Below are 19,997 nucleotides of genomic sequence, written 5' to 3' on the forward strand. Positions count from 1 at the left end.
GTTTAGAATGAAACAGAAATACCTGTGTTAATCACCCTTGCTTGTGGGTAATATTGTCCTGTAGCGTTGCTTGATTCAGGATCGTACACTTTTAACTTATCCCAAGTGATTAAGTTCAAACCGTTCACATAAATTCTAGCATTTCTGATTCCAACTTTTTCAGTTAGAGTAGCAGGCAAGTTGTATCCAATTTCCAAGTTTTTCAATCTTAGATAATCAGTTTTTCTGAACCAGTATGTATTACCATTGGAATAATATTGATCAGATCTGTTAGCAATTCTTGGATGAGTGCTGCTTGGATTATCAATAGTCCATCTGTTTTCATAGATATCTAACAAGTAGTTACCAATGTTTCCAGATTCTCCAGCACTTACATATTGTCTTGCACCTAATGCGCCTTGGAATAGAATTGCCAAATCAAATCCTTTCCAGTTGGCAGAAATATTCACACCACCTTGGAATGTTGGGATATTATTTTGATCCATTCTTACACGGTCATCTGGAGTAATTTTACCATCACCATTGTAATCCTTATATCTCATATCACCAGGACGAAGGTTATTGGTAATTGCAGTATAATCCAATGACTCTGCATCAATTGACTGCTGATCTGGGAATACTCCATCATATTGGTATACCAAGAAAGTATTCATTGGGCTTCCAGTAGATTGCTGCCACTCTGGAGCACCTGGAGACTCATCCCAGAACAAAATCTTGTTTTTCGCATAACCTCCGTTAGCACTGAAAGAGTATTGGAATTCTCCTTTACCACCTCTATAACCTAAGTTCAAGTCAAATCCTTTGTTTTCCACCTCACCGATGTTTTCAGCAGGTAGGGAAAGTCCTGTACTTTGAGGAACAGAAGCGTTTCTTTGCCACAGGATATTGGTTCTCTTGTTGTAGAACAAATCAAATTCGAAGAACACTTTACCTTGTAAGAACTGACCTTCAAAACCTAAGTTCGAGTTGTTTGCAACTTCCCATGTTACAGAAGTATTAGGAACTCTTGTTTCAAACAAGGTCTTGGTCTCAGCACCACCGATGATGTAAGAGCTAAATCCGTATGTAGATAGGAACTGATATTCCGCGATCTGGTCATTACCCAATTGTCCCCAAGATCCTCTGATTTTGAAGAAATCGAATGTTCCACCCAAAGAGTTTTTCCAGAAATTTTCTTCAGAAACTACCCAACCCAACATGATGCCAGGGAAGAAACCAAATCTAGTATCTTCTGGGAAGATGTAAGATCCATCATTTCTCCATAAGAATTCCGCTAGGTATTTCTCTTTGTAGTTATAAGCAACTCTACCAAAGTAGTTTAAACGAGCACGTTCAAATGCTCCACCACCGTTGTCTTTTTGCAAGTCACCACCAGCAAACATCTGGTCAATAGCTGTAGAGATAAAGAATCTTCTAAAAGCATTGAAGTTATTTCCTTCAACTGTCTCTCTGTTTACACCAGCTACCACGTTGATGGTATGATCTTCACCAAATGTCTTATCGTAGCTTAGTACACCACCTAATAAGATATTCAATTGATTCTCGTTTGCTTCTCTCAATCTTGGCTCTGCAGGACCTCTTTTACTTGGTACTAAAACAGGAGTTACTCCGTCATCTTCAAATCCATTTCCTAATTGATACAAAGTCCATGGAATCTCCCATCTTTTAGTATATCTGATATATTTATCGATTGCTGCTGTACCAGTGAATTTCAAACCTTCCACTCCAGGAATTTTAATTTCCAAATTACCTGTAGTTTGAATGTAATCTCTTTTATCACGGTCATAACCTGTTGCATTGGTAGTAATTACCACTGGGTTTTCACCATTTTCGATATCTGGTCCTGGTAATCCATTTGGCCAATAAGCAGGTTGATTTGGCTTACCTCTCATTTGCATACGGAAGATAGCACCAGCACCTCTGGTTGGGAAGAATCTATATTCCTCTCTTGCCAAAATCCCTAAACCCACTTTCACATACTTATTAACATTCGCATCTAGGTTGATTCTGAAATCATACTGCTTGTAACCAGTAGCTGCATTTTTGTAATAAGCATCTTGGTTTTGATAACCCAAAGAAGTCAAATACTTCACGTTTTCACTACCACCAACCAATTGAAGGTTATATCTGCTTTGAGGAGACCAATTTTTCAAGGTCGCATCATACCAATCAGTGTTTGGATAGAACCAAGGGTCAGAACCATTTCTATACAATTCCAACTCATTTGGAGCATATGGAGCAGAACGAACCTGACCATTTGGTCTGGTGTATTCGCCACTTTGCTTATACGCTTCATTAGCAGCATTCCACTCATCAGTAGGCAATGCATAGATATCCAAGTCATTCAACATTTCTGCGTACTGAGCAGCATTCGCCAAATCTGGAACAACGGTAGGCTGCGCCCATCCTTGGTTTGCCTGGAAAGTCAATTCAGGAGCCCCTGAAGACCCTCTCTTGGTAGTTACCAAGATTACACCGTTTGCAGCTCTTGAACCATAAATGGCAGCAGAAGCATCCTTCAATACGGAGATGTTCTCAATATCATTTGGATTCAATCGCTGAAGACCACCTGCTCTTGCTGGAATACCATCAATTACAACTAGTGCTTCGTTGTTTCCTAAGGTATTACTACCTCTAATTCGAATACCGGATCCATCGTACCCCGGCTCACCAGATCTGTTTACCGCAACCACACCAGCCATACGACCGGCTAAAGAGTTGGATAAGTTCATAGCTGGGGACTTCACCAAGTCTTTACCTTTAACGGTAGCTACCGAACCTGTAATCGTTTCTTTCTTCTGCTCACCATAACCTACTACCACCACCTCTTCTAGAGATTTGGTGTCAGGTAATAAAGTAAGGTCTAGAGTTGAACGACTTCCTACAGGAACTTCAAGAGTAGTAAAACCAATAAATGATAATACCAATGAGGCGTCATTACCATCTATGTTTACACTAAATTTTCCGTCTATATCAGTTACAGTACCAGTGGTAGTACCTTTCACTAAAACGGAAACCCCAGGGAGTGGCAAATTGTCCTCCCCTGAAATTACGACACCAGACACCTCCCGGGTCTGTGCCAAAACTGAGCCCATTAGGCCCAGAAACATTAAAAATGTTAAGCCAAAAAGCTTAAAACGAGTAGAGTTTTTCATACACGGTTATTGGTTTGGGTTGCATTAAAATATTAACTAACAATATTGCCTATAAATCTAGGCAAAATCTCACTGAATACTTTTGAAAACTGACTGTATTTTATCCTATTCAATCGATTGCATAGCTCAAAAACGCTCTTTCATTTGTACTTTTAAAAGAATCATTAGATTATTTTAACAAATTTTAAGAAGTATTATTATCGATTTTTCAATGAAATGATTTTTTTGTTAACTAATCATTAACAATAATTAATATTTTTAAAATAATCGAAAATAGAGTAGAAAAACCCCCTTTAATCAGTGGAGATTTAAAAAAAATTAGGCTTTACAACCTTTTTACCACTTCTTTTTTGGGAATCTTTAAAGACCACATTCCCCTTAAATCTCCTGGCTTAAACCCAGTCGCTTGATCTCCTGGATATAGTTCTTTTATTGATTTAAAAACTTCACTGGAAATTTCCGAATCAGGATCTCCATGGCAATTGGAACAAATACCACCCGGAAACATAATTGCCTTGGTATATAAAAAAACTTCCCCATTCTCAATTTTTTGAATATTGGGTTGATTATCAATTCCATTCTCCGCATTGTATGCATAGGCATCTATAATCAAGGCCTCATCAGCATCAGGCACATTCTGGGGGTTTCTATTTTTAATCGCTACTCTTTTCAACTGGATCTCTTCTGTTGGAAGCTTACTGCCTGTAATGGTAGAAGCATTTTCCTTACAAAAGGAAATGGCATGTTCAAATCCTCCTTCCTCTATTGCTCTTTGAAGACTGGAAATCAAGTTCTTCTGGGCTTCTGAGGTCAATGAATCTCCCCAAATCATGGCTTCTTGAAGGATTTCCGCATCACTTAGACGTTTTACTTCCATAGTCTTATTTACCTCATCAAATACTTCCTTCGAAACTCGTTCACGGGGCCCGCAGGATATCAACACTAAAAAGAGAGCGAGAAGTAGATACTTGTTTTTCATTGTACTTTGATTAAATAAGAGCAGATAAAACTACAAATAATCTGGAAGGTTTGTCCTCATACCTTCTTAGGATATGCAAACAAATAAATTTGAAAATCATGGTCATTGGATCATCTATTCCAATTAAAGATGTAGTAAATACCGCACAGGCCACTTTGTCAAGTAAGGAATTCGCGTATTTTTGTTTTATCAATGCATCCCACTTATGCGTAAAGCTTTTTACTTACTTATAGTTTGCCTTTTTATAGGAAACTCACTTTTTGGGCAAAGCTGGAAAAGAATGCAAAGCTGGGGCTTAGATTTAGAAGACATTACCTGGATTAATAATTTGGTAGGCTATGCAGGCGGAGAAAACCTATTGATCAAGACAGTAGATGGCGGTCTGACTTGGGAAGAACAATTGATTCCCACGACCACAAGAATTAATGATCTTGAATTTTGGGATGAGCAAATTGGAATTGCAGTTGGAGATATTGGAGAACTATTAATAACCAGGGATGGAGGCTTGATTTGGAATTCTTTAGCAGGCCCTTCTCCCGTGGACCTTAATGGGGTTTCTTTTATCAATGAAAATACACTTCTGATCATCGGGGAATCCGGTACCATATATAGAAGTGAAGACATGGGCAATTCTTGGCAACAAATTACCTCCTCTGTTTCTGCCAACCTAAATGACCTTTATTTTATTGATGAAAACTTAGGTTTCGTCACCGGGGATGTAGGGATTATCCTCAAAACCATAAATGGAGGTACCTCTTTCGAAAAACTGACTACCTCGGTTAACACACAATTGAATGCCATCACTTTTTCTAATGAAACAACTGGATATGCAGTAGGCTCCGAAGGAACCATTATTAAAACAGAGGATGGAGGGAGTAGCTGGAACTTATTAAACTCAGGTTTAACCAATGAATTAAAGGATATTGGATTCAGCCCTCTTAATCCTAACATTATTGTGATAATTGGTTCCGAAGCCACCGCTATAAAATCTATCAATGCTGGGGCTACTTTTTCAAAAGCGAATCTAGGTTCGGGAAATTTAAGAAACCTGAATGCGTTGGAATTCATTCCTGAATCAAATGTTCTGTTGGCCGTTGGAGAAAATGGCTATGTGATCAGCTCAGGGAATGCTGGAAGTAATTATAGTACCAAATTAGCGGGTTATAGAAATGATTTTAGCTCTATTGACTTCAAATCTGAGCGGGTTGGGTACATCGCTGGAACACAAGGAACGGTATATCTAACTACTAATGGGGCTACATCTATTATTAATAGGTCCTTACCTGAAACTACAGATATTCTTTCCATTTCTTTCTGGAATAATGGATTTGGGTATGTCTCCAGTAATACTGGAAAAATATTTAGAACCAGTAATTCAGGGTCTTCTTGGGTACCTGTACCAGCAAATACCCCAGAGGATATCACTGGATTCTATTTGTTTGCACCTTCGGTATTGTATGTAACAGGAACGAATGGGTATATCGCTAGATCATTTAATTCAGGTGGAACATGGGATTCTGAAATTGTAACTAATACAAACGAAAATCTGAAAGATGTTACCTACTTTGATTTTCAGGTCGGCTTTGCCATGGGAGAGAATGGGCAGATCAGTTGGACCAATGGCGGAAATACATGGGAAAATCTTCCAAAACTCAGAGAGCAACATTTAAACGCCTTAGCAAAAGTGGATTCCAGTACCGCCGTAATTGTTGGTGATGGCGGTATTATTCTAAAATCAGAGGATATGGCCAAAACTTGGAGAATCATTCCCTCTGATATCACAGAAAACCTAAACTCTATAGATTTTTGGGATGAAAATATCGGGATCATAGCAGGAGATAATGGATTGACGCTACAAACCAAAGATGGAGGAGAGACCTGGCTTCAAATTGAGACCGGGACAAGCAGAAATTTGAATTCAGTCAGTATGGGAACATCTTTAGTTGCTTTTGCTGCTGGTGATGATGGCACCATATTAAACTATACTTGCAGCACCCCACCTGGAATCAGTGAAATTAAAGGAGCGACAAGTGTATGCTTGGGCAACTCCACCTATCAAGTGGATGATCAAGCCATTTCTGGATCTCAAATAGTTTGGAGAGTGGATGGAGGTGAAATTATTTCAGGACAAGGAACTTCCCAAGTGGAAGTAAAATGGAGCAAGACTGGGAGACAAGGGCTTTTTGTAAGTCGACAAAATTTCTGTGGTAATGGCGAAACCTCTGCCTTAGAAGTGGAAGTATTAACCACACCTATCATAGATTTAGAAATAGAAGGCCTTGGTTCGGTTTGTACAAATCAATCAGAAGTCTATTCTGTACCTTTAGAACAAGGGGTTACCTACACTTGGACAATAGAAGGAGGAGAAATCCTTTCTGGCCAAAACAGTTCTGAAATAGAGGTTCTATGGAAAAACGTGGGTCCAAATACACTTTCAGTGGTTTTAGAAAATAGTTGTGGAGGTACAGCTCCAATTACAAAAACCATTATTATTGGAGCGCCTCCTGAACAGCCAAGTATTATAGTAGGAGAACAATTAGTGGGACTTGGAGAAGCCTCTTATACCATTGAACTACAGGAAGGAGTAGATTATCGTTGGGAAATATCGGGAAATGGAGGCATCATTTTATCGGGACAAGGCAGTTCTTCCATCATAGTAGATTGGCAATTGGAAGGAGATTTTATGTTGACAGTCACTCCTCAAAATAATTGCAATGAAGGAGAAGCCCGAGATCTTGAAGTTACGGTGAATATTATTACTGGGATTGAGCCCAAACCAGATCCCTCTCTTAGTTTTTATCCTAATCCTAGTCAGGGAAGTTTAACAATTACCTCAGATAATTTATCCGTATACCAAGAAGTATCCGTTTTGAATACACTCGGAAAAGAACTTATTCATTCGGAAATCCAAGAAGGTCAAAGGGAAATCTATTTTACTGACTTGCCTAGAGGATTGGCATTGATTCGACTTCGAAATCATTCCAAAACTGTTGTGAAAAAAATTATTGTGAGGTAAATGAATTTAGAGGGTTAACTATTTTGCTCTCCTCTTACAATGACATATTGGAACAAATCTCCAACTACTCCATTTTTAATGAACCCTTTCTTTAGGATTGCTTCAGGTATATATCCTGCTTTTTCCAATACATTCATGGATTGCCCATTGAAATCATAGATTTGGGCATACAATCGCTGAATGTCAAATTTTTCAAAAATGTATTTGGTATACAACTTCACCGCCTCATTGGCTATTCCTTTGCCCCAAAAAGGTTCCCCTACCCAGAAACCTAATTCCATGTTGGTTCTGAGTTCATCCTTTCCTCGTTCCGCACCAATAGCTCCAGCCAACCTACCCTCGAACTCAATGGCAAAATTTTGTGGTGGATTAAACTTCTGATTATGTTCTATCCAATGCCTTGCATCGTGAATTGTGTAGGGTTGCGGAAAGCTATCCCTCAAATTCATCGCAATTTTCGGATTATTGGCAAGAGGATAGAGTTGATGGAAATGAGATTCATTCCATGTAACTAAGTTAATTCCTCTTTCTCCTGCGATGTTCATAAAAGTCGTTTGATTAATCCTTTAAGATACTATGCTTATCTCAAAAACAATAAAATTGCCAAAAATTCTCTTTAATCAGATTTGCTAATCTTCTAGCCCAGTTGATTGCATTTTTTCAAGGTTTTCCGCCATTCTCAATGCTGAGATAAAATCCTCAATGTGCCCATCCATCACATCTGGTAGATTATAAACGGTCTTATTAATTCGATGATCCGTCACCCTAGATTGTGAATAATTGTAAGTTCTAATTTTATCAGATCTATCCCCACTTCCTACCATGGATCTTCTTTGGGCTCCTACCGCCTCATTATGTTTGGCAAGTTCAATCTCATAGATTCTAGACCTCAATACCTTCAGGGCCTTTTCAAAGTTTTTGATCTGAGACTTTTCATCCTGGCAGGTCACCACCAAACCTGTGGGTGCGTGAGTCAATCGAACTGCCGAATAAGTGGTATTGACCGACTGCCCACCTGGACCTGAAGAACAAAAAGTGTCTTTTCTAACATCATTCATATCCAAGTGTACTTCCACTTCATCCATTTCGGGAAGCACGGCAACAGAAGCCGCAGAAGTATGCACTCTACCTTGTGATTCGGTGGCAGGAACTCGTTGAACTCGGTGTACACCTGATTCATATTTAAGCATTCCGTAGACATCTGCCCCAGAAACTGTAGCGATGATTTCTTTATATCCTCCAGCTGAACCAAAGGTTAAATCGAGCACTGTTAATTTCCATCCTTGCATTTCGCAAAAGCGTTCATACATTCTAAACAAGTCCCCAGCAAAGATGGCCGCTTCATCTCCTCCAGTTCCACCACGAATTTCTAGGATACAATCTTTGGAATCATTAGGATCTTTTGGAATTAATAACTGCTTCAAGTCTGCCTCCAACACTTCCTTTCTATCCTTCAACTCTTCAATCTCAGCCTTGGCCATTTCCCGGAAATCAGGATCCTTTTCTTTATCCAGGATTTCCTTTGAACTGGTGATGTTTTGAAGGACCAACTTGTATTCATCATAGACCTCTACAATTTTTTCCAAGTCTTTGTATTCCTTGGTGAGTTTGGCATATTTACTCATATCTGCCATACTTTCCGGCAATACAATGAGCTGGCCAACTTCTTCAAATCGATCTTTTAGGGCTTGTAATTTATCTAGCATAGTTATTCTTTCGCATTGCAAAAGTAGGGATTTTTATTCGATGCTTGAAAATCCCAAAAAAAAGTAAAACGTAAGAATCCTATTGAATTTAGAAGTGTTCCTTAAATAGACAAGATTAAAAAAAAGGCCGTCTTAAAAGACGACCTTAGATTTTATTCTACTGTAACTGATTTGGCCAAATTCCTCGGCTGATCTACGTTACAACCTCGCATGACTGCGATATGATAAGATAGCAATTGTAATGGCACCACGGCTACCAATGGAACAAAAGCCTCATGAATAGCTGGGATTTCAATCACATGGTCTGCCATATTTTTAACGGTGGTATCTCCTTCTGTCACCACTGCAATCACTTTTCCTTTTCTTGCCTTTACTTCTTGAATATTGCTCACCACTTTTTCGTAGGAACTATCCTGGGTGGCAATAAAAATCACGGGCATTTCTTCATCGATCAATGCGATCGGACCATGCTTCATCTCTGCAGCAGGGTACCCTTCCGCATGGATATAAGAAATTTCTTTGAGCTTCAGTGCACCTTCCAATGCAACTGGGAAATTGTAGCCTCTTCCCAAATACAGTGCATTTCTTACATCTTTATATTCTGAGGCAATGTATTGAATCACCTCATTGGTTTTTAATGCAGTCTCTACTTTTGATGGGACTGAAGCCAATTCATGCAATAATTGAATATACCTGCTTTCTGGTAAAGTACCTCTTTGGTAGCCCAACTTCAAAGCCATCATTGCCAATACTGATATTTGGGCCGTAAATGCTTTCGTGGAAGCCACCCCTATTTCAGGGCCCGCGTGGGTATAGGAACCTGCATGTGTAGCCCTAGGAATGGAGGATCCAACCACATTACACACCCCAAAAATGGTCGCTCCTTTGGATTTTGCCAATTCGATAGCTGCCAAGGTATCAGCAGTTTCTCCGGATTGGGAAATTGCAATCACAAAATCTTTTTCGCTTATCACAGGATTTCTATACCTGAATTCAGAAGCATATTCTACTTCCACAGGTACACGGGCAAACTCCTCAAACAGATATTCGGCTACCAAACCGGCATGCCAAGAGGTACCGCAAGCAGTAATAATGATCCGTTCGGCATTTTGGAACTTATTCATATAGTCCCTTAAGCCACCGAGGACTAATCTCCCAGATTTTGCATCCAATCTACCTCTCAAGCAATCTGCAATAGATTTAGGTTGCTCGTAAATTTCTTTGAGCATAAAATGCTCATATCCACCTTTTTCGATGGCTTCCAGTTCCAATTCCAATTGATTGATATAGGGATTGGTTTCCACATTTTCAATCGTTTTGATTTGAAGCCTGTTGTCTCGAATTACGGCGATTTCATAATCATCCAAATAAACGACCTTGTTGGTGTATTCAATAATTGGAGTAGCATCAGAAGCTAAGAAGTATTCATCTTCACCTACCCCGATCACCAAAGGAGAGCCTTTTCTTGCGGCAATCAAGGTATCGGGTTCATCTTTATTGATTAATACAATAGCATATGCCCCAACTACTTTATGAAGTGCCAACCTTAAAGCTTCTTCCAAGCTACAGTCATTATTGGTATAGATATCTTCAATAAACTTGATGAATACCTCGGTATCCGTTTCACTTTGGAATTGATATCCTTTTTTCTCCAAATCCTTTTTGAGGACTTCATAATTTTCGATAATCCCATTATGAATAATCGCCAAATGCTCCGATGAGGAATAATGAGGATGTGCATTCACATCATTGGGCTCTCCATGAGTAGCCCAACGGGTATGCCCAATCCCTATCTTGGAACGGAGGTTTCCATTGCCTTGGAGGTGTTTTTCCAATTCGGAAACTTTTCCCTTCTTCTTATAAATTCCTAATCCTTGATCATCCAAAAGTGCGACTCCAGCACTATCATATCCTCTGTATTCCAATCGACGAAGTCCTTTGATGATAATAGGCAAAGCATCTTGCTGGCCTACATATGCAACAATTCCACACATATTTAAAAATTCTTGAGTAATAATTGAACTTGCACAAATAAACAGTATTCATGCCAAAAAAAATAGCCGACTTCTTAAAAAGAAAGAAGCCGGCCTATATTATTTATTAAAATCTGGAGTTACCTAATCTTGGAATAGATAACTCGAACTTTTACTTTATCTCTTCCCACTTTGAATTGCCTTAAAGACTCCCGGAATGGGTCATTATTGATGCCTATAGGACTACTAATATAACCTCCATAGATCAACCAATCTCTCCTTGTTAATTGACCTCTGAAAACAGCATTCACATGCGATGTGATTAATTGAGAATAGGTATTTGATTCAGAATCAAATTTCACTGATGCAGGAGCAGTAACATTTGGAACGACATCTCCATCTTCATTTGTGTAAACTTGAGATTGCCCATCTGCTTGCACAGTTAGATAAACTGTGTTCTTACTCTGCAAGAAATTATTATTTGCATCCGTATAATACATAGCAAGAGAAGACGGTGGAGTTTGGCCTTCTGGAAATTCCTCTATCTCCCCAAATGTCAACAACACTTGATTAAATGTTATACCAGATAAAGTATCTAAGAATGCATCCAAAGGACTGGTATCCAATCTAATCATCATCCCAAGACCGGATTTCAAACCTACTGTGGATCCAGTAGAATAATTTTTACCCGGCTCGGTAACCACACTGGTTGGAGTATTACTTCTGTCGCTATCCACATTATTGAAATACCTCGAAGAAGTAGTATTGATCTCATAAGAAGTAGAAACCGTATCCCCAGCATAATGGTAATAGGTGATTATCCTTGTTTTTTCATTCAAATCGATTCCAAAAGAAGTATTATCTCCCTCTCTTCCTTTGAAGACCATTCCAGGTAAAAATTCTCTGAATTTGAAAATATCTTCAAACTCTAATCCTCTTTTCATTTTACCAAATAGCTCTTCCTGGAATTCCTCATTGACAGCCATGGACACCACAGTATCCTTCACTTCTCCAAATACAAATTCTCCTGACGCGATTGGACTTTCTTCGTAGGCCAGTTTATCAAAATTATAATAAACTGTATCGAGTATTGGCTCCGTCAAGCGGTGGATAGAAAGGAGCTTTGGCTCATCAAGATTTGAACCATTCACACTTATTACGTCTACCTCAAACAACATAGAATCTAAAAATGCTTCAGATTCTGGTCGCTCTGCTGCAGTACTGATATACATACGGGTATAACCTGTGCCCTCTGTTCTACCGAAATAGTCGTCCTCTTCCACCCCAACGATCAAGTTTCCTTTGTTGGTAGTATTAAACGAATCCAACAACACTACCTCTGCAGGGAATTCGAACTCCTCGAAAAACACACCAATTTGGTCGTTTCCGGGGCCAAGTTCGATACCTACAGAGGCAGGGTCGCTACAAGAATTTGTTAGAATAATGGACAAGAGGGCCAAAACGGCCAATTTAACCGGCGAGACTTGTGTAGATGCCGTAGAGCTCTTCATGAGCTTGTTCTTCTGCTTCGATGCTGATTTCAAACTTCTTGTCTTTTGAGAAATCCTCTATTAGTTGGTTCAATTTATCTGACACTTCGCCGCCTTTCACCACCATGTCTGCATATTGCATACCCATGCTGATAAAGCCTTCGAAGTCTTTGCTTTTCAAAGGTGCTAAAATAGTATCATCTATGTCTACCATCTTAACCTTGTTTAACAAATCATCGCCAAAGGTATGAGAAAATCCGTTGTTATAAATAGCAAATACAGATTTCGTCTCCTTAAATAGAGGTTCATTTTTATAGGTGGTCTTCAAGTACATTGGAATCAAGCTGGTCATCCAGTCATTACAATGCACAATATCAGGTGCCCAACCCAATTTTTTAACAGTTTCAATTACTCCTTTACAGAAGAAAATGGCTCTTTCGTCATTATCTTCATAAAACTTCTGCTGCTTATCGTGGAATACACTCTTCCTTTGGAAGTAGTCTTCGTTATCGATGAAGTAAACCTGAAGTTTGGCGTTTGGAATAGACGCCACTTTAATTACTAATGGCTTTTCCTCTTCTCCGACTGCGATGTTGATTCCTGAGAGTCGGACTACTTCATGTAGTCTGTTTTTTCTTTCATTGATCAAACCGAATCTTGGAACCAAAATACGAATTTCCATACCGCGCTCTTGCATAGCTTGAGGAAGCGATCTTAGGAAATTGGCTACTTCGGAAGTTTCGAGAAAAGGGTTGATTTCACTGGCAACGTAGAGAATACGTAGTTTAGACATGCTCTTTGGATTTTAGCGTTATTAGGTGATAAACAACGACACAAAGATAATAAAAAAAGCCCAAAACGCATTGTTTTTCTAAATATTAATCTACTTTTGCGGCTATTTACCTATCAAACACCCTATTCCCTTGCAGGTATTCAATAATGGGGCCGAATGGCATAATTACTGGATTCAGACCCTCCAAACGCATAAATCAATAGGATTTGTCCCAACGATGGGAGCTCTTCACGAAGGCCATTTAGACTTGATCAAAGCATCTAAAAAAACCTGCGACATCACTGTTGTTTCCATCTTCGTCAATCCTATTCAATTTAATAATGCAGAGGATTTTGAGAAGTATCCGGTTCTGACTGATCAAGATTTGTCTTTATTAAGACAGGAAGAAGTGGATTATGTGTTTTTACCCTCCATGGAAACCATTTATCCAGAATCACCGGTATTAAGTTTCAATTTTGGGAACTTGGAAAACGTATTGGAGGGAGAATTTAGACCGGGACATTTTAGTGGAGTTGGAATTATCGTATCCAAACTATTTAATATCATACGACCCACCATTGCATTTTTTGGACAAAAGGACCTCCAACAAGTTGCTATCATCAAAAGATTGGCGCTAGACCTTTCTTTTCCATTGGAAATTCAAGTGGTCCCTACCAAAAGGGAAAAAGATGGATTGGCGCTTTCCTCAAGGAACATGAGATTAACTTCTATTGAAAGAGAAAAGGCCCTGCTTCTAATAAAAAGTTTAAATCAAGCAAAGAATGAACTATTGACCGGCGAAAGTTGGTTGGAGGTTCGGAACAAGGTTCAGCAATTATTTGAGGAAGAGGCGCTGACGCAATTAGAGTACTTTGAACTGGTTCACCCTGAAACATTTGAGGTTTTCAGTGAATTTGATCCACATAAAAAGTCCTCCATTTGCGTGGCCTCGTTTGTAGGAAATGTCAGATTAATAGACAACCTATCAATTAATCCTTAATTTTGCGGCAAATTTCATACAATGCAAATTCAGGTATTAAAGTCCAAGATACACCGAGTTAAAATTACTCAAGCAGAACTCAATTATGTAGGATCGATCACCATTGATGAGGATCTGATGGATGCTGCAAATCTGATCGAGAACGAAAAAGTTCAAATTGTCAATGTCAACAATGGCGAACGATTAGAAACTTACGTAATTACAGGAGAAAGAGGAAGCGGTCAAGTTTGTCTTAATGGACCCGCAGCAAGAAAAGCACAAGTAGGAGATGTAGTAATTATCATTTCTTATGCAGGAATGGAACTAGAGGAAGCTAAACAACACAAACCTGTGTTAGTATTCCCTGACGATAGCAATAAAATTATTTGATGATCAATCAAAAACTTAAACAATGGATCCAGATCGCAATTTCTTTGGGAATAGCTGTCTGGATTTTTTGGTTTTTATACAAAGACATCGCGATTGAAAGTTTATTAGAGCAACTTCAATCCAGTAATTGGTTTTGGATAGGAACTTCCATTTTTGTTTCATTTTTTGGATACTTTCTAAGAGGCTGGAGATGGACCTTGCTGATTCATCCTGAACAGGGAGAGAAAGTTACTCCCGCTCGTGCCTATCATGCGACCATGGTTGGTTACTTAGTCAATCTTTTAATACCCAGAGCTGGTGAAGTTGCCAAATGCGGCGTGTTGAATAGAACAAATGGTATTTCTATGGGCCATTTATTGGGCACAGTCATTTTGGAAAGAAGTGTAGATCTACTGTGCTTGGTTGGCACCATCCTATTGGCATTCATTTTACAAAACTCCATGTTCCTTGAACTTGCAGGACAATTGGTCAACCTAGATGATCTATTAGCAAGTTTGAAATCTAACCTACCAATTGTCATTGGCGGTATCCTAATCCTAATCCTGGTAGTTCGGTTTATTTTGAATAGGTTCCGAGATCATGGACTTATCAATAAAATCCAACATTTCTTTCGGGAAATGGGCGGTGGAATTAAAAGAATCAACCAACTAGAAAATCCACTTGGGTTTTGGATAAGCTCTATTGTACTTTGGGTGATTTATTTTCTAACCATGTATACAGTATCTCTCGGAATTGAAAGTACTGCCAATTTGTCCTCTGGAGAAGTTCTTTTAGTCATGGTTATGGGAAGTATTGGCATGGTAGCACCTGTTCAAGGCGGTATTGGAACCTTCCATGCACTTGTGGCCTTTATTTTGATCCAACTTGGAGTAACCGAGGTTGATGGTAAAATTTTCGCAGCCATCATCCATGGCACCCAGTTAATTCTTGTTTTGGTTCTGGGAATTATTAGTTGGCTTTCTATGATGAAATTACCAACTTGGAAACAACCCGAACAAGCATAAATCGTTATCAATAGCAAATTAATAAACTATGATTATCCTAATTGTAATTGTCTTTGCAATTGCCGGCTTTGCGGTCAGCAATCGATTAAAAAGCAAATTCAAAAAGTACTCTCAAATCAGCCTGGAAGCCAATCTATCCGGTGCTGACATTGCTAAATTGATGCTTGCAGACAATAATATCCACGATGTACAAGTTGTCTGCGTAGAGGGCCAATTGACTGACCATTATAACCCCGCTAATAAAACTGTCAATCTTAGCCCAGATGTTTATTATGGTAGAAATGCTGCAGCTGCTGCAGTTGCCTCCCATGAATGTGGTCACGCGGTACAGCATGCCACGTCTTACGCTTGGCTCAATTTGCGATCCACTCTAGTCCCTATTCAAAATAGCGCTAGTAAGATTCTGAATATTGTATTGATTGCCTCTTTATTTGGAGGTTTTGCCTTAGGGTTACCTGTCCCATTCATTGGATATATTGTAGTAGGCTCCTATTCTGTGATTACTCTATTTACTATTGTCACCTTACCTGTTGAGTTTGATGCTAGTAATCGAGCACTTGCTTGGGTAAAAAACAGAAACATTGTGACTCCTTCGGAATATGAAATGTCCAAAGATGCCTTAAAATGGGCTGCAATGACTTACGTAGTAGCGGCTTTAGCCTCTATTACCACACTTGCATACTATATTATGGTGTTTTTTGGAAATAGAGATTGATCCAGATCAAATAAGAATTTCGAAGAGGGGCAAGCTTTTGTCCCTCTTCTTTTTTTGCTATATCTTCCAAAATAAGATCATAAACCCAATTATTGAATATGGATTTTCAATTAACAGAAGAACATTTAGCAGTTAGAGAGGCCGCAAAAGAATTTACCCAAACTGAGCTTTTACCTGGAGTCATTGAAAGAGATACCCATGCTATTTTTCCAAAAGAACAGGTCAAAAAGATGGGCGAATTGGGATTTTTGGGAATGATGGTAGACCCAAAATACCATGGAGGGGGAATGGACACGCTTTCCTATGTCATTGCGATGGAGGAATTATCAAAAGTAGATGCTTCTGCCTCTGTAGCTATGTCCGTCAACAATTCTTTAGTCTGTTGGGGTCTTGAAAAATATGGAACCGAGGAACAAAAAGAAAAATACCTTAAACCTTTAGCAGCCGGAGAGGTTTTAGGCGCTTTTTGTCTTTCCGAACCAGAAGCTGGATCAGACGCCACTTCTCAAAGAACTGAAGCTGTTTTAAATGGAGATCATTACCTACTCAACGGGACAAAAAACTGGATCACAAACGGTTCTTCAGCAAGCATTTACCTGGTCATAGCTCAAACTCATCCAGAATTAGGACATAAAGGTATTTCTGTATTTATAGTTGAAAAAAACTGGGAGGGGTTTGTGGTTGGTAAAAAAGAAGATAAATTAGGCATCCGTGGATCCGATACACATAGCTTAATGTTTACCGATGTTAAAGTTCCTGTAGAAAATAGAATTGGGGAAGAAGGATTTGGATTTACGTTTGCGATGGAAACCTTAAATGGAGGTAGAATCGGAATTGCTGCCCAAGCGTTGGGGATTGCTGCCGGAGCCTATGAATTGGCCTTGGCTTATTCAAAAGAAAGGAAAGCTTTTGGAAAGCCGATCAGTCAACATCAGGCTATCCAGTTTAAACTGGCAGATATGGCTACCCAAATTGAAGCAGCAAGACTTCTAGTATACAAGGCAGCTTGGACCAAAGACCAAGGAGAAGATTACTCGCAAGCTTCAGCGATAGCAAAATTATATGCTTCCCAAGTAGCAATGGATGTGACAGTAGAGGCCATTCAAATACATGGAGGCTATGGTTACGTCAAAGAGTACCATGTAGAACGATTAATGAGGGATGCAAAAATCACCCAGATTTATGAAGGTACTTCCGAAATTCAAAAAATTGTAATATCCAGAGGGATATTGAGATAATCCAGTTTTTTCTAGTTATCAGAGGGTATAATAACATAAAATTATACCCTCCTTTTATTTTTATATACCTTTTATCAAATTTTTACGTTATTAAGTAAGAAAAATCATATTTTTGTGATTCTGTTTTTCTACTAATAAATAATGGAATATTACAACAAAGTAATTGAATCAATAAATGTCCGCTTCTTAAGAGGTAATAATTATCGCGTGGAAAAGCCTGCGACAATTGTAAATTACGAAGAACCAGACAATACCCTTGTTTTACTACACCATGGTACCCTGAAGTTTGGGGAAGACCAAGAATTGGTAAATGAAGGGGAGGTTTTGTTTTTACCTGGAGGTCAAAAGACCGTGCTTACCATCGGTGGAAGCGCTAAAAAAAGTGAAATTAATCTAGATCAGTTTACTGAATCGAAGAAAAAACACCTTCAAAGTTTAAGCTTTAGGGAGATCAAAAATACAGAAGACGACTGTATCTCCATGGTCAGCTTTGAGTCAAAGGTTTTTGACGTTGTCAATTTCTTCAACTCGCTGGACATACCTCCTTTTATTATCCGCTTTAATGATCGCTTGGCAACCATTATTGAGGACTTAATGAAGGAAATGGAGCAAACTCACGTGGGTAGAGAAAGAGCATTAAAGTCTTTGACCGAAATTCTCGTTATAGAATTGCTCAGACATATTCTTAAAAACAGATTGTTCTTGGAAGAACTTTCTACCAACTCTACCTATTTCAAGGACCCTCGATTGATTGATCTATTCAATTATATCAAAACCAATTTGGGAGGAGATCTTTCCAATAAAATCCTTGCCAAAGTTGCGAATGTATCTGAAGACTATGTGGGCCAGTATTTCAAAATGTTGACAGGAATCAATCCTCAAGACTACATTGAATACCAGCGAATGGAAGCAGCAGTGGAATTACTTAGAACCACTAAGAAATCAATTCGAGATATTGGAAAAGAAGTAGGATATAAAGACACCGCTTATTTCTGTAGAAGATTTAAAATGATGTATGGTGTGCCTGCTGGAAAAATGAGAAGAAGAGAATCCTTAATTAACGTTTAAGGATAGATTATATACAGATTTATAGTTTAAGACCTCAGCCAAAAAGCTGGGGTCTTTTTCTATGGAGTTCCCTATGACGACCAAATCTGCCCCAGCCTCATAAGTTTTCTTTAGTTTATCCAACGTATCGATCCCCCCTCCCACAATTACCGGGCAAGGAACCTCCTGCTTGACCAATTTGATCACTTGAGGAGAAACTTGACTTTTTGCACCACTACCTGCGTCAAGGAACACATACTTCATCCCTAAAAAATGACCTGCCAATGCGGTATCTTTCGCTAAAATGGATTGGGAGTTAAGAATGGGCAATGTTTGGCTCACCGCATGAACACTGGTGATTTCCCCGTCATTTACCAAAAGATAAGCCGTTGGCAAAACCTCTATTCCCAACTTAGAAATCTTAGAAGCCGCAGCAATTTGTTGGCCTATGAGGTAATCTGGATTTCTTCCAGAAATCAGAGAAAGAAACAAAATTGCATCTGCATTTTTAGACACTTGTAATTGAGACCCTGGAAAAATCACAACTGGGATTGGTCCAGCAATCTGCCTCACAGCATCTACCACCGTCGAAAAGTCTTTTTTGCCATTGCTACTTCCTCCAACAAATATCAAATCCAAGTCAGAATCTTTCACCCAAGCAAAATTCTTGGCTAAGATTTCTGGATCAGGACATTTATCTGGATCTATCAGCCAAGCCAGACCTTTTCTCTTGAACTGGCATATCTCCTTCAATAACTTACTGACTTTCTTCTTCTCCCTTTTCAGCATCTTCTGAGGCCTGGTCGCTAAACAAATTTGGAAGATACTTTTCCTTGGCATAAGCCAATCCCAACACTAATAAACGCTGGCTTAGGGAAGGCCAAAAACCGCTAGACTTGGCTTTACTTTTAATTTTTTCTTCTAACTCTTCAGTAAGCAATCCCTCTTTTTCCAATAAGGCTAAGGCTTTCTCCGTATTTCGGTTTTTCTTCCGCTTTTTGGTTTTTAGGATAGCAAAGGCAATCAGCCCACCCGCCAAAGCTAAGCCACCAATTTTCACCCATTCCTCAGAATCCTTTTTAAGTAACTCTAATTGCTTCGCCAAAGTCTGCTCCAGCTCTTCAGCCTTCTTTTCAAGCTCCTGGTTCATCTTCTTTTCTTTTGACTTTTCTAGCATTTAAAATAAAAATCTTCAAGCCATCCTGAACATTTCTCTGGATAGTTTTTGAGTATCGAGTATAGTATAAAAAGCCCAGAAAAGCGAGATACATCAATCCGACCAACAAAAATCCCATGTAAGGAGAATTGGTATATTGGCTCAAGAAAAAAGCTAATGAAAAACTAAAAAACAGCAAGACCAAAAGGAAAACTGCACACATAAAAAAGAGCAGGACCAGTCTTGAAACAATCCCTAAGAATTCTTCCTGGATTTCTAGTTTTACGATGTCTATTTTAGTTTCTACAATACCTTTTAAGGTCTGTATGATTTCTCCAATCTTTAGCATAAAGGCAAAATTCGGTTCCGATTTATGT

17 protein-coding genes are annotated in these 19,997 nt (G+C 39.0%); 7 read left to right on the forward strand and 10 right to left on the reverse strand.

Features of this window, described 5'->3' with window-relative positions; translation table 11 throughout:
- Nucleotides 1-2: 2 nt before the first annotated feature.
- A complete protein-coding gene (locus BUR11_RS13970) occupies nt 3-3,155 on the reverse strand; it encodes a SusC/RagA family TonB-linked outer membrane protein (RefSeq protein WP_074225606.1) in 3,153 nt (1,050 codons plus the stop codon).
- Between the two features lie 325 nt (nt 3,156-3,480).
- Complete coding sequence (locus tag BUR11_RS13975) at nt 3,481-4,134, reverse strand: Tll0287-like domain-containing protein (protein WP_074225607.1); 654 nt, start codon at nt 4,132-4,134, stop codon at nt 3,481-3,483.
- 205 nt (nt 4,135-4,339) lie between these two features.
- Here BUR11_RS13975 and BUR11_RS13980 point away from each other — a divergent pair, with 205 nt between their 5' ends.
- On the forward strand, nt 4,340-7,150 hold the full coding sequence (locus tag BUR11_RS13980) for a YCF48-related protein (RefSeq protein ID WP_084560981.1): 2,811 nt from the start codon (nt 4,340-4,342) through the stop codon (nt 7,148-7,150).
- A 14-nt stretch (nt 7,151-7,164) separates the two neighbouring features.
- Here BUR11_RS13980 and BUR11_RS13985 read toward each other — a convergent pair whose 3' ends face one another.
- The 5 genes from BUR11_RS13985 to BUR11_RS14005 form a co-directional block, all read right to left on the reverse strand.
- Nucleotides 7,165-7,695 (reverse strand): GNAT family N-acetyltransferase, encoded by a 531-nt coding sequence (locus tag BUR11_RS13985; RefSeq protein WP_074225609.1) that lies wholly within the window; start codon nt 7,693-7,695, stop codon nt 7,165-7,167.
- Nucleotides 7,696-7,779: 84 nt separating this feature from the next.
- Nucleotides 7,780-8,856 carry a peptide chain release factor 1 gene (gene prfA, locus BUR11_RS13990; protein WP_074225610.1) on the reverse strand — a complete coding sequence of 359 codons (1,077 nt, stop codon included), beginning with the start codon at nt 8,854-8,856 and terminating at the stop codon, nt 7,780-7,782.
- A 152-nt stretch (nt 8,857-9,008) separates the two neighbouring features.
- A complete protein-coding gene (glmS, locus tag BUR11_RS13995; protein WP_074225611.1) occupies nt 9,009-10,850 on the reverse strand; it encodes a glutamine--fructose-6-phosphate transaminase (isomerizing) in 1,842 nt (613 codons plus the stop codon).
- Nucleotides 10,851-10,969: 119 nt separating this feature from the next.
- On the reverse strand, nt 10,970-12,340 hold the full coding sequence (locus BUR11_RS14000) for a DUF4270 family protein (protein ID WP_074225612.1): 1,371 nt from the start codon (nt 12,338-12,340) through the stop codon (nt 10,970-10,972).
- Nucleotides 12,300-13,112: a glycogen/starch synthase gene (locus tag BUR11_RS14005; protein ID WP_074225613.1), complete on the reverse strand. Its 813-nt coding sequence runs from the start codon at nt 13,110-13,112 to the stop codon at nt 12,300-12,302. The genes BUR11_RS14000 and BUR11_RS14005 overlap by 41 nt, the downstream gene beginning before the upstream one ends.
- 130 nt (nt 13,113-13,242) lie before the next feature.
- On the opposite strand from BUR11_RS14005, the gene panC reads away from it, so the two are divergent.
- The 6 genes from panC to BUR11_RS14035 all read left to right on the forward strand — a co-directional run bounded on the left by panC (nt 13,243) and on the right by BUR11_RS14035 (nt 18,485).
- On the forward strand, nt 13,243-14,091 hold the full coding sequence (gene panC, locus BUR11_RS14010) for a pantoate--beta-alanine ligase (RefSeq protein ID WP_074225614.1): 849 nt from the start codon (nt 13,243-13,245) through the stop codon (nt 14,089-14,091).
- Nucleotides 14,092-14,112: 21 nt separating this feature from the next.
- Entirely contained in the window at nt 14,113-14,460 is a 348-nt protein-coding gene (panD, locus tag BUR11_RS14015) for an aspartate 1-decarboxylase (protein WP_074225615.1), read from the forward strand.
- Nucleotides 14,460-15,464, forward strand: coding sequence for a lysylphosphatidylglycerol synthase transmembrane domain-containing protein (locus tag BUR11_RS14020; protein WP_074225616.1), 1,005 nt, complete (start codon nt 14,460-14,462; stop codon nt 15,462-15,464). The genes panD and BUR11_RS14020 overlap by 1 nt, the downstream gene beginning before the upstream one ends.
- Nucleotides 15,465-15,492: 28 nt before the next feature.
- Nucleotides 15,493-16,179 (forward strand): zinc metallopeptidase, encoded by a 687-nt coding sequence (locus tag BUR11_RS14025; protein ID WP_074225617.1) that lies wholly within the window; start codon nt 15,493-15,495, stop codon nt 16,177-16,179.
- A gap of 98 nt (nt 16,180-16,277) precedes the next feature.
- Nucleotides 16,278-17,417, forward strand: a complete 1,140-nt coding sequence (locus tag BUR11_RS14030; protein WP_074225618.1) for an acyl-CoA dehydrogenase — start codon at nt 16,278-16,280, stop codon at nt 17,415-17,417.
- Between the two features lie 141 nt (nt 17,418-17,558).
- Nucleotides 17,559-18,485, forward strand: a complete 927-nt coding sequence (locus BUR11_RS14035) for an AraC family transcriptional regulator (RefSeq protein ID WP_074225619.1) — start codon at nt 17,559-17,561, stop codon at nt 18,483-18,485.
- On the opposite strand, the gene BUR11_RS14040 is transcribed toward BUR11_RS14035, so the two are convergent.
- The 3 genes from BUR11_RS14040 to BUR11_RS14050 are packed head-to-tail and all read right to left on the reverse strand — an operon-like array spanning nt 18,471 to nt 19,969.
- Nucleotides 18,471-19,253 carry a geranylgeranylglyceryl/heptaprenylglyceryl phosphate synthase gene (locus tag BUR11_RS14040; RefSeq protein ID WP_074225620.1) on the reverse strand — a complete coding sequence of 261 codons (783 nt, stop codon included), beginning with the start codon at nt 19,251-19,253 and terminating at the stop codon, nt 18,471-18,473. The genes BUR11_RS14035 and BUR11_RS14040 overlap by 15 nt on opposite strands.
- Nucleotides 19,222-19,614 carry a hypothetical protein gene (locus BUR11_RS14045; protein WP_074225621.1) on the reverse strand — a complete coding sequence of 131 codons (393 nt, stop codon included), beginning with the start codon at nt 19,612-19,614 and terminating at the stop codon, nt 19,222-19,224. The genes BUR11_RS14040 and BUR11_RS14045 overlap by 32 nt, the downstream gene beginning before the upstream one ends.
- Nucleotides 19,598-19,969, reverse strand: a complete 372-nt coding sequence (locus BUR11_RS14050) for a phage holin family protein (RefSeq protein ID WP_074225622.1) — start codon at nt 19,967-19,969, stop codon at nt 19,598-19,600. The genes BUR11_RS14045 and BUR11_RS14050 overlap by 17 nt, the downstream gene beginning before the upstream one ends.
- Nucleotides 19,970-19,997: the final 28 nt, after the last annotated feature.

It is taken from the genome of Algoriphagus halophilus, from assembly GCF_900129785.1.
In the GTDB taxonomy this organism is placed as follows: domain Bacteria; phylum Bacteroidota; class Bacteroidia; order Cytophagales; family Cyclobacteriaceae; genus Algoriphagus; species Algoriphagus halophilus.

Coding starts and splice junctions, on each gene's coding strand:
- BUR11_RS13970 (WP_074225606.1), bottom strand. CDS start 3,155: ATGAAAAACTCTACTCGTTTTAAGCTTTTTGGCTTAACATTTTTAATG.
- BUR11_RS13975 (WP_074225607.1), bottom strand. CDS start 4,134: ATGAAAAACAAGTATCTACTTCTCGCTCTCTTTTTAGTGTTGATATCC.
- BUR11_RS13980 (WP_084560981.1), top strand. CDS start 4,340: ATGCGTAAAGCTTTTTACTTACTTATAGTTTGCCTTTTTATAGGAAAC.
- BUR11_RS13985 (WP_074225609.1), bottom strand. CDS start 7,695: ATGAACATCGCAGGAGAAAGAGGAATTAACTTAGTTACATGGAATGAA.
- prfA (WP_074225610.1), bottom strand. CDS start 8,856: ATGCTAGATAAATTACAAGCCCTAAAAGATCGATTTGAAGAAGTTGGC.
- glmS (WP_074225611.1), bottom strand. CDS start 10,850: ATGTGTGGAATTGTTGCATATGTAGGCCAGCAAGATGCTTTGCCTATT.
- BUR11_RS14000 (WP_074225612.1), bottom strand. CDS start 12,340: ATGAAGAGCTCTACGGCATCTACACAAGTCTCGCCGGTTAAATTGGCC.
- BUR11_RS14005 (WP_074225613.1), bottom strand. CDS start 13,112: ATGTCTAAACTACGTATTCTCTACGTTGCCAGTGAAATCAACCCTTTT.
- panD (WP_074225615.1), top strand. CDS start 14,113: ATGCAAATTCAGGTATTAAAGTCCAAGATACACCGAGTTAAAATTACT.
- BUR11_RS14020 (WP_074225616.1), top strand. CDS start 14,460: ATGATCAATCAAAAACTTAAACAATGGATCCAGATCGCAATTTCTTTG.
- BUR11_RS14025 (WP_074225617.1), top strand. CDS start 15,493: ATGATTATCCTAATTGTAATTGTCTTTGCAATTGCCGGCTTTGCGGTC.
- BUR11_RS14030 (WP_074225618.1), top strand. CDS start 16,278: ATGGATTTTCAATTAACAGAAGAACATTTAGCAGTTAGAGAGGCCGCA.
- BUR11_RS14035 (WP_074225619.1), top strand. CDS start 17,559: ATGGAATATTACAACAAAGTAATTGAATCAATAAATGTCCGCTTCTTA.
- BUR11_RS14040 (WP_074225620.1), bottom strand. CDS start 19,253: ATGCTGAAAAGGGAGAAGAAGAAAGTCAGTAAGTTATTGAAGGAGATA.
- BUR11_RS14045 (WP_074225621.1), bottom strand. CDS start 19,614: ATGAACCAGGAGCTTGAAAAGAAGGCTGAAGAGCTGGAGCAGACTTTG.
- BUR11_RS14050 (WP_074225622.1), bottom strand. CDS start 19,969: ATGCTAAAGATTGGAGAAATCATACAGACCTTAAAAGGTATTGTAGAA.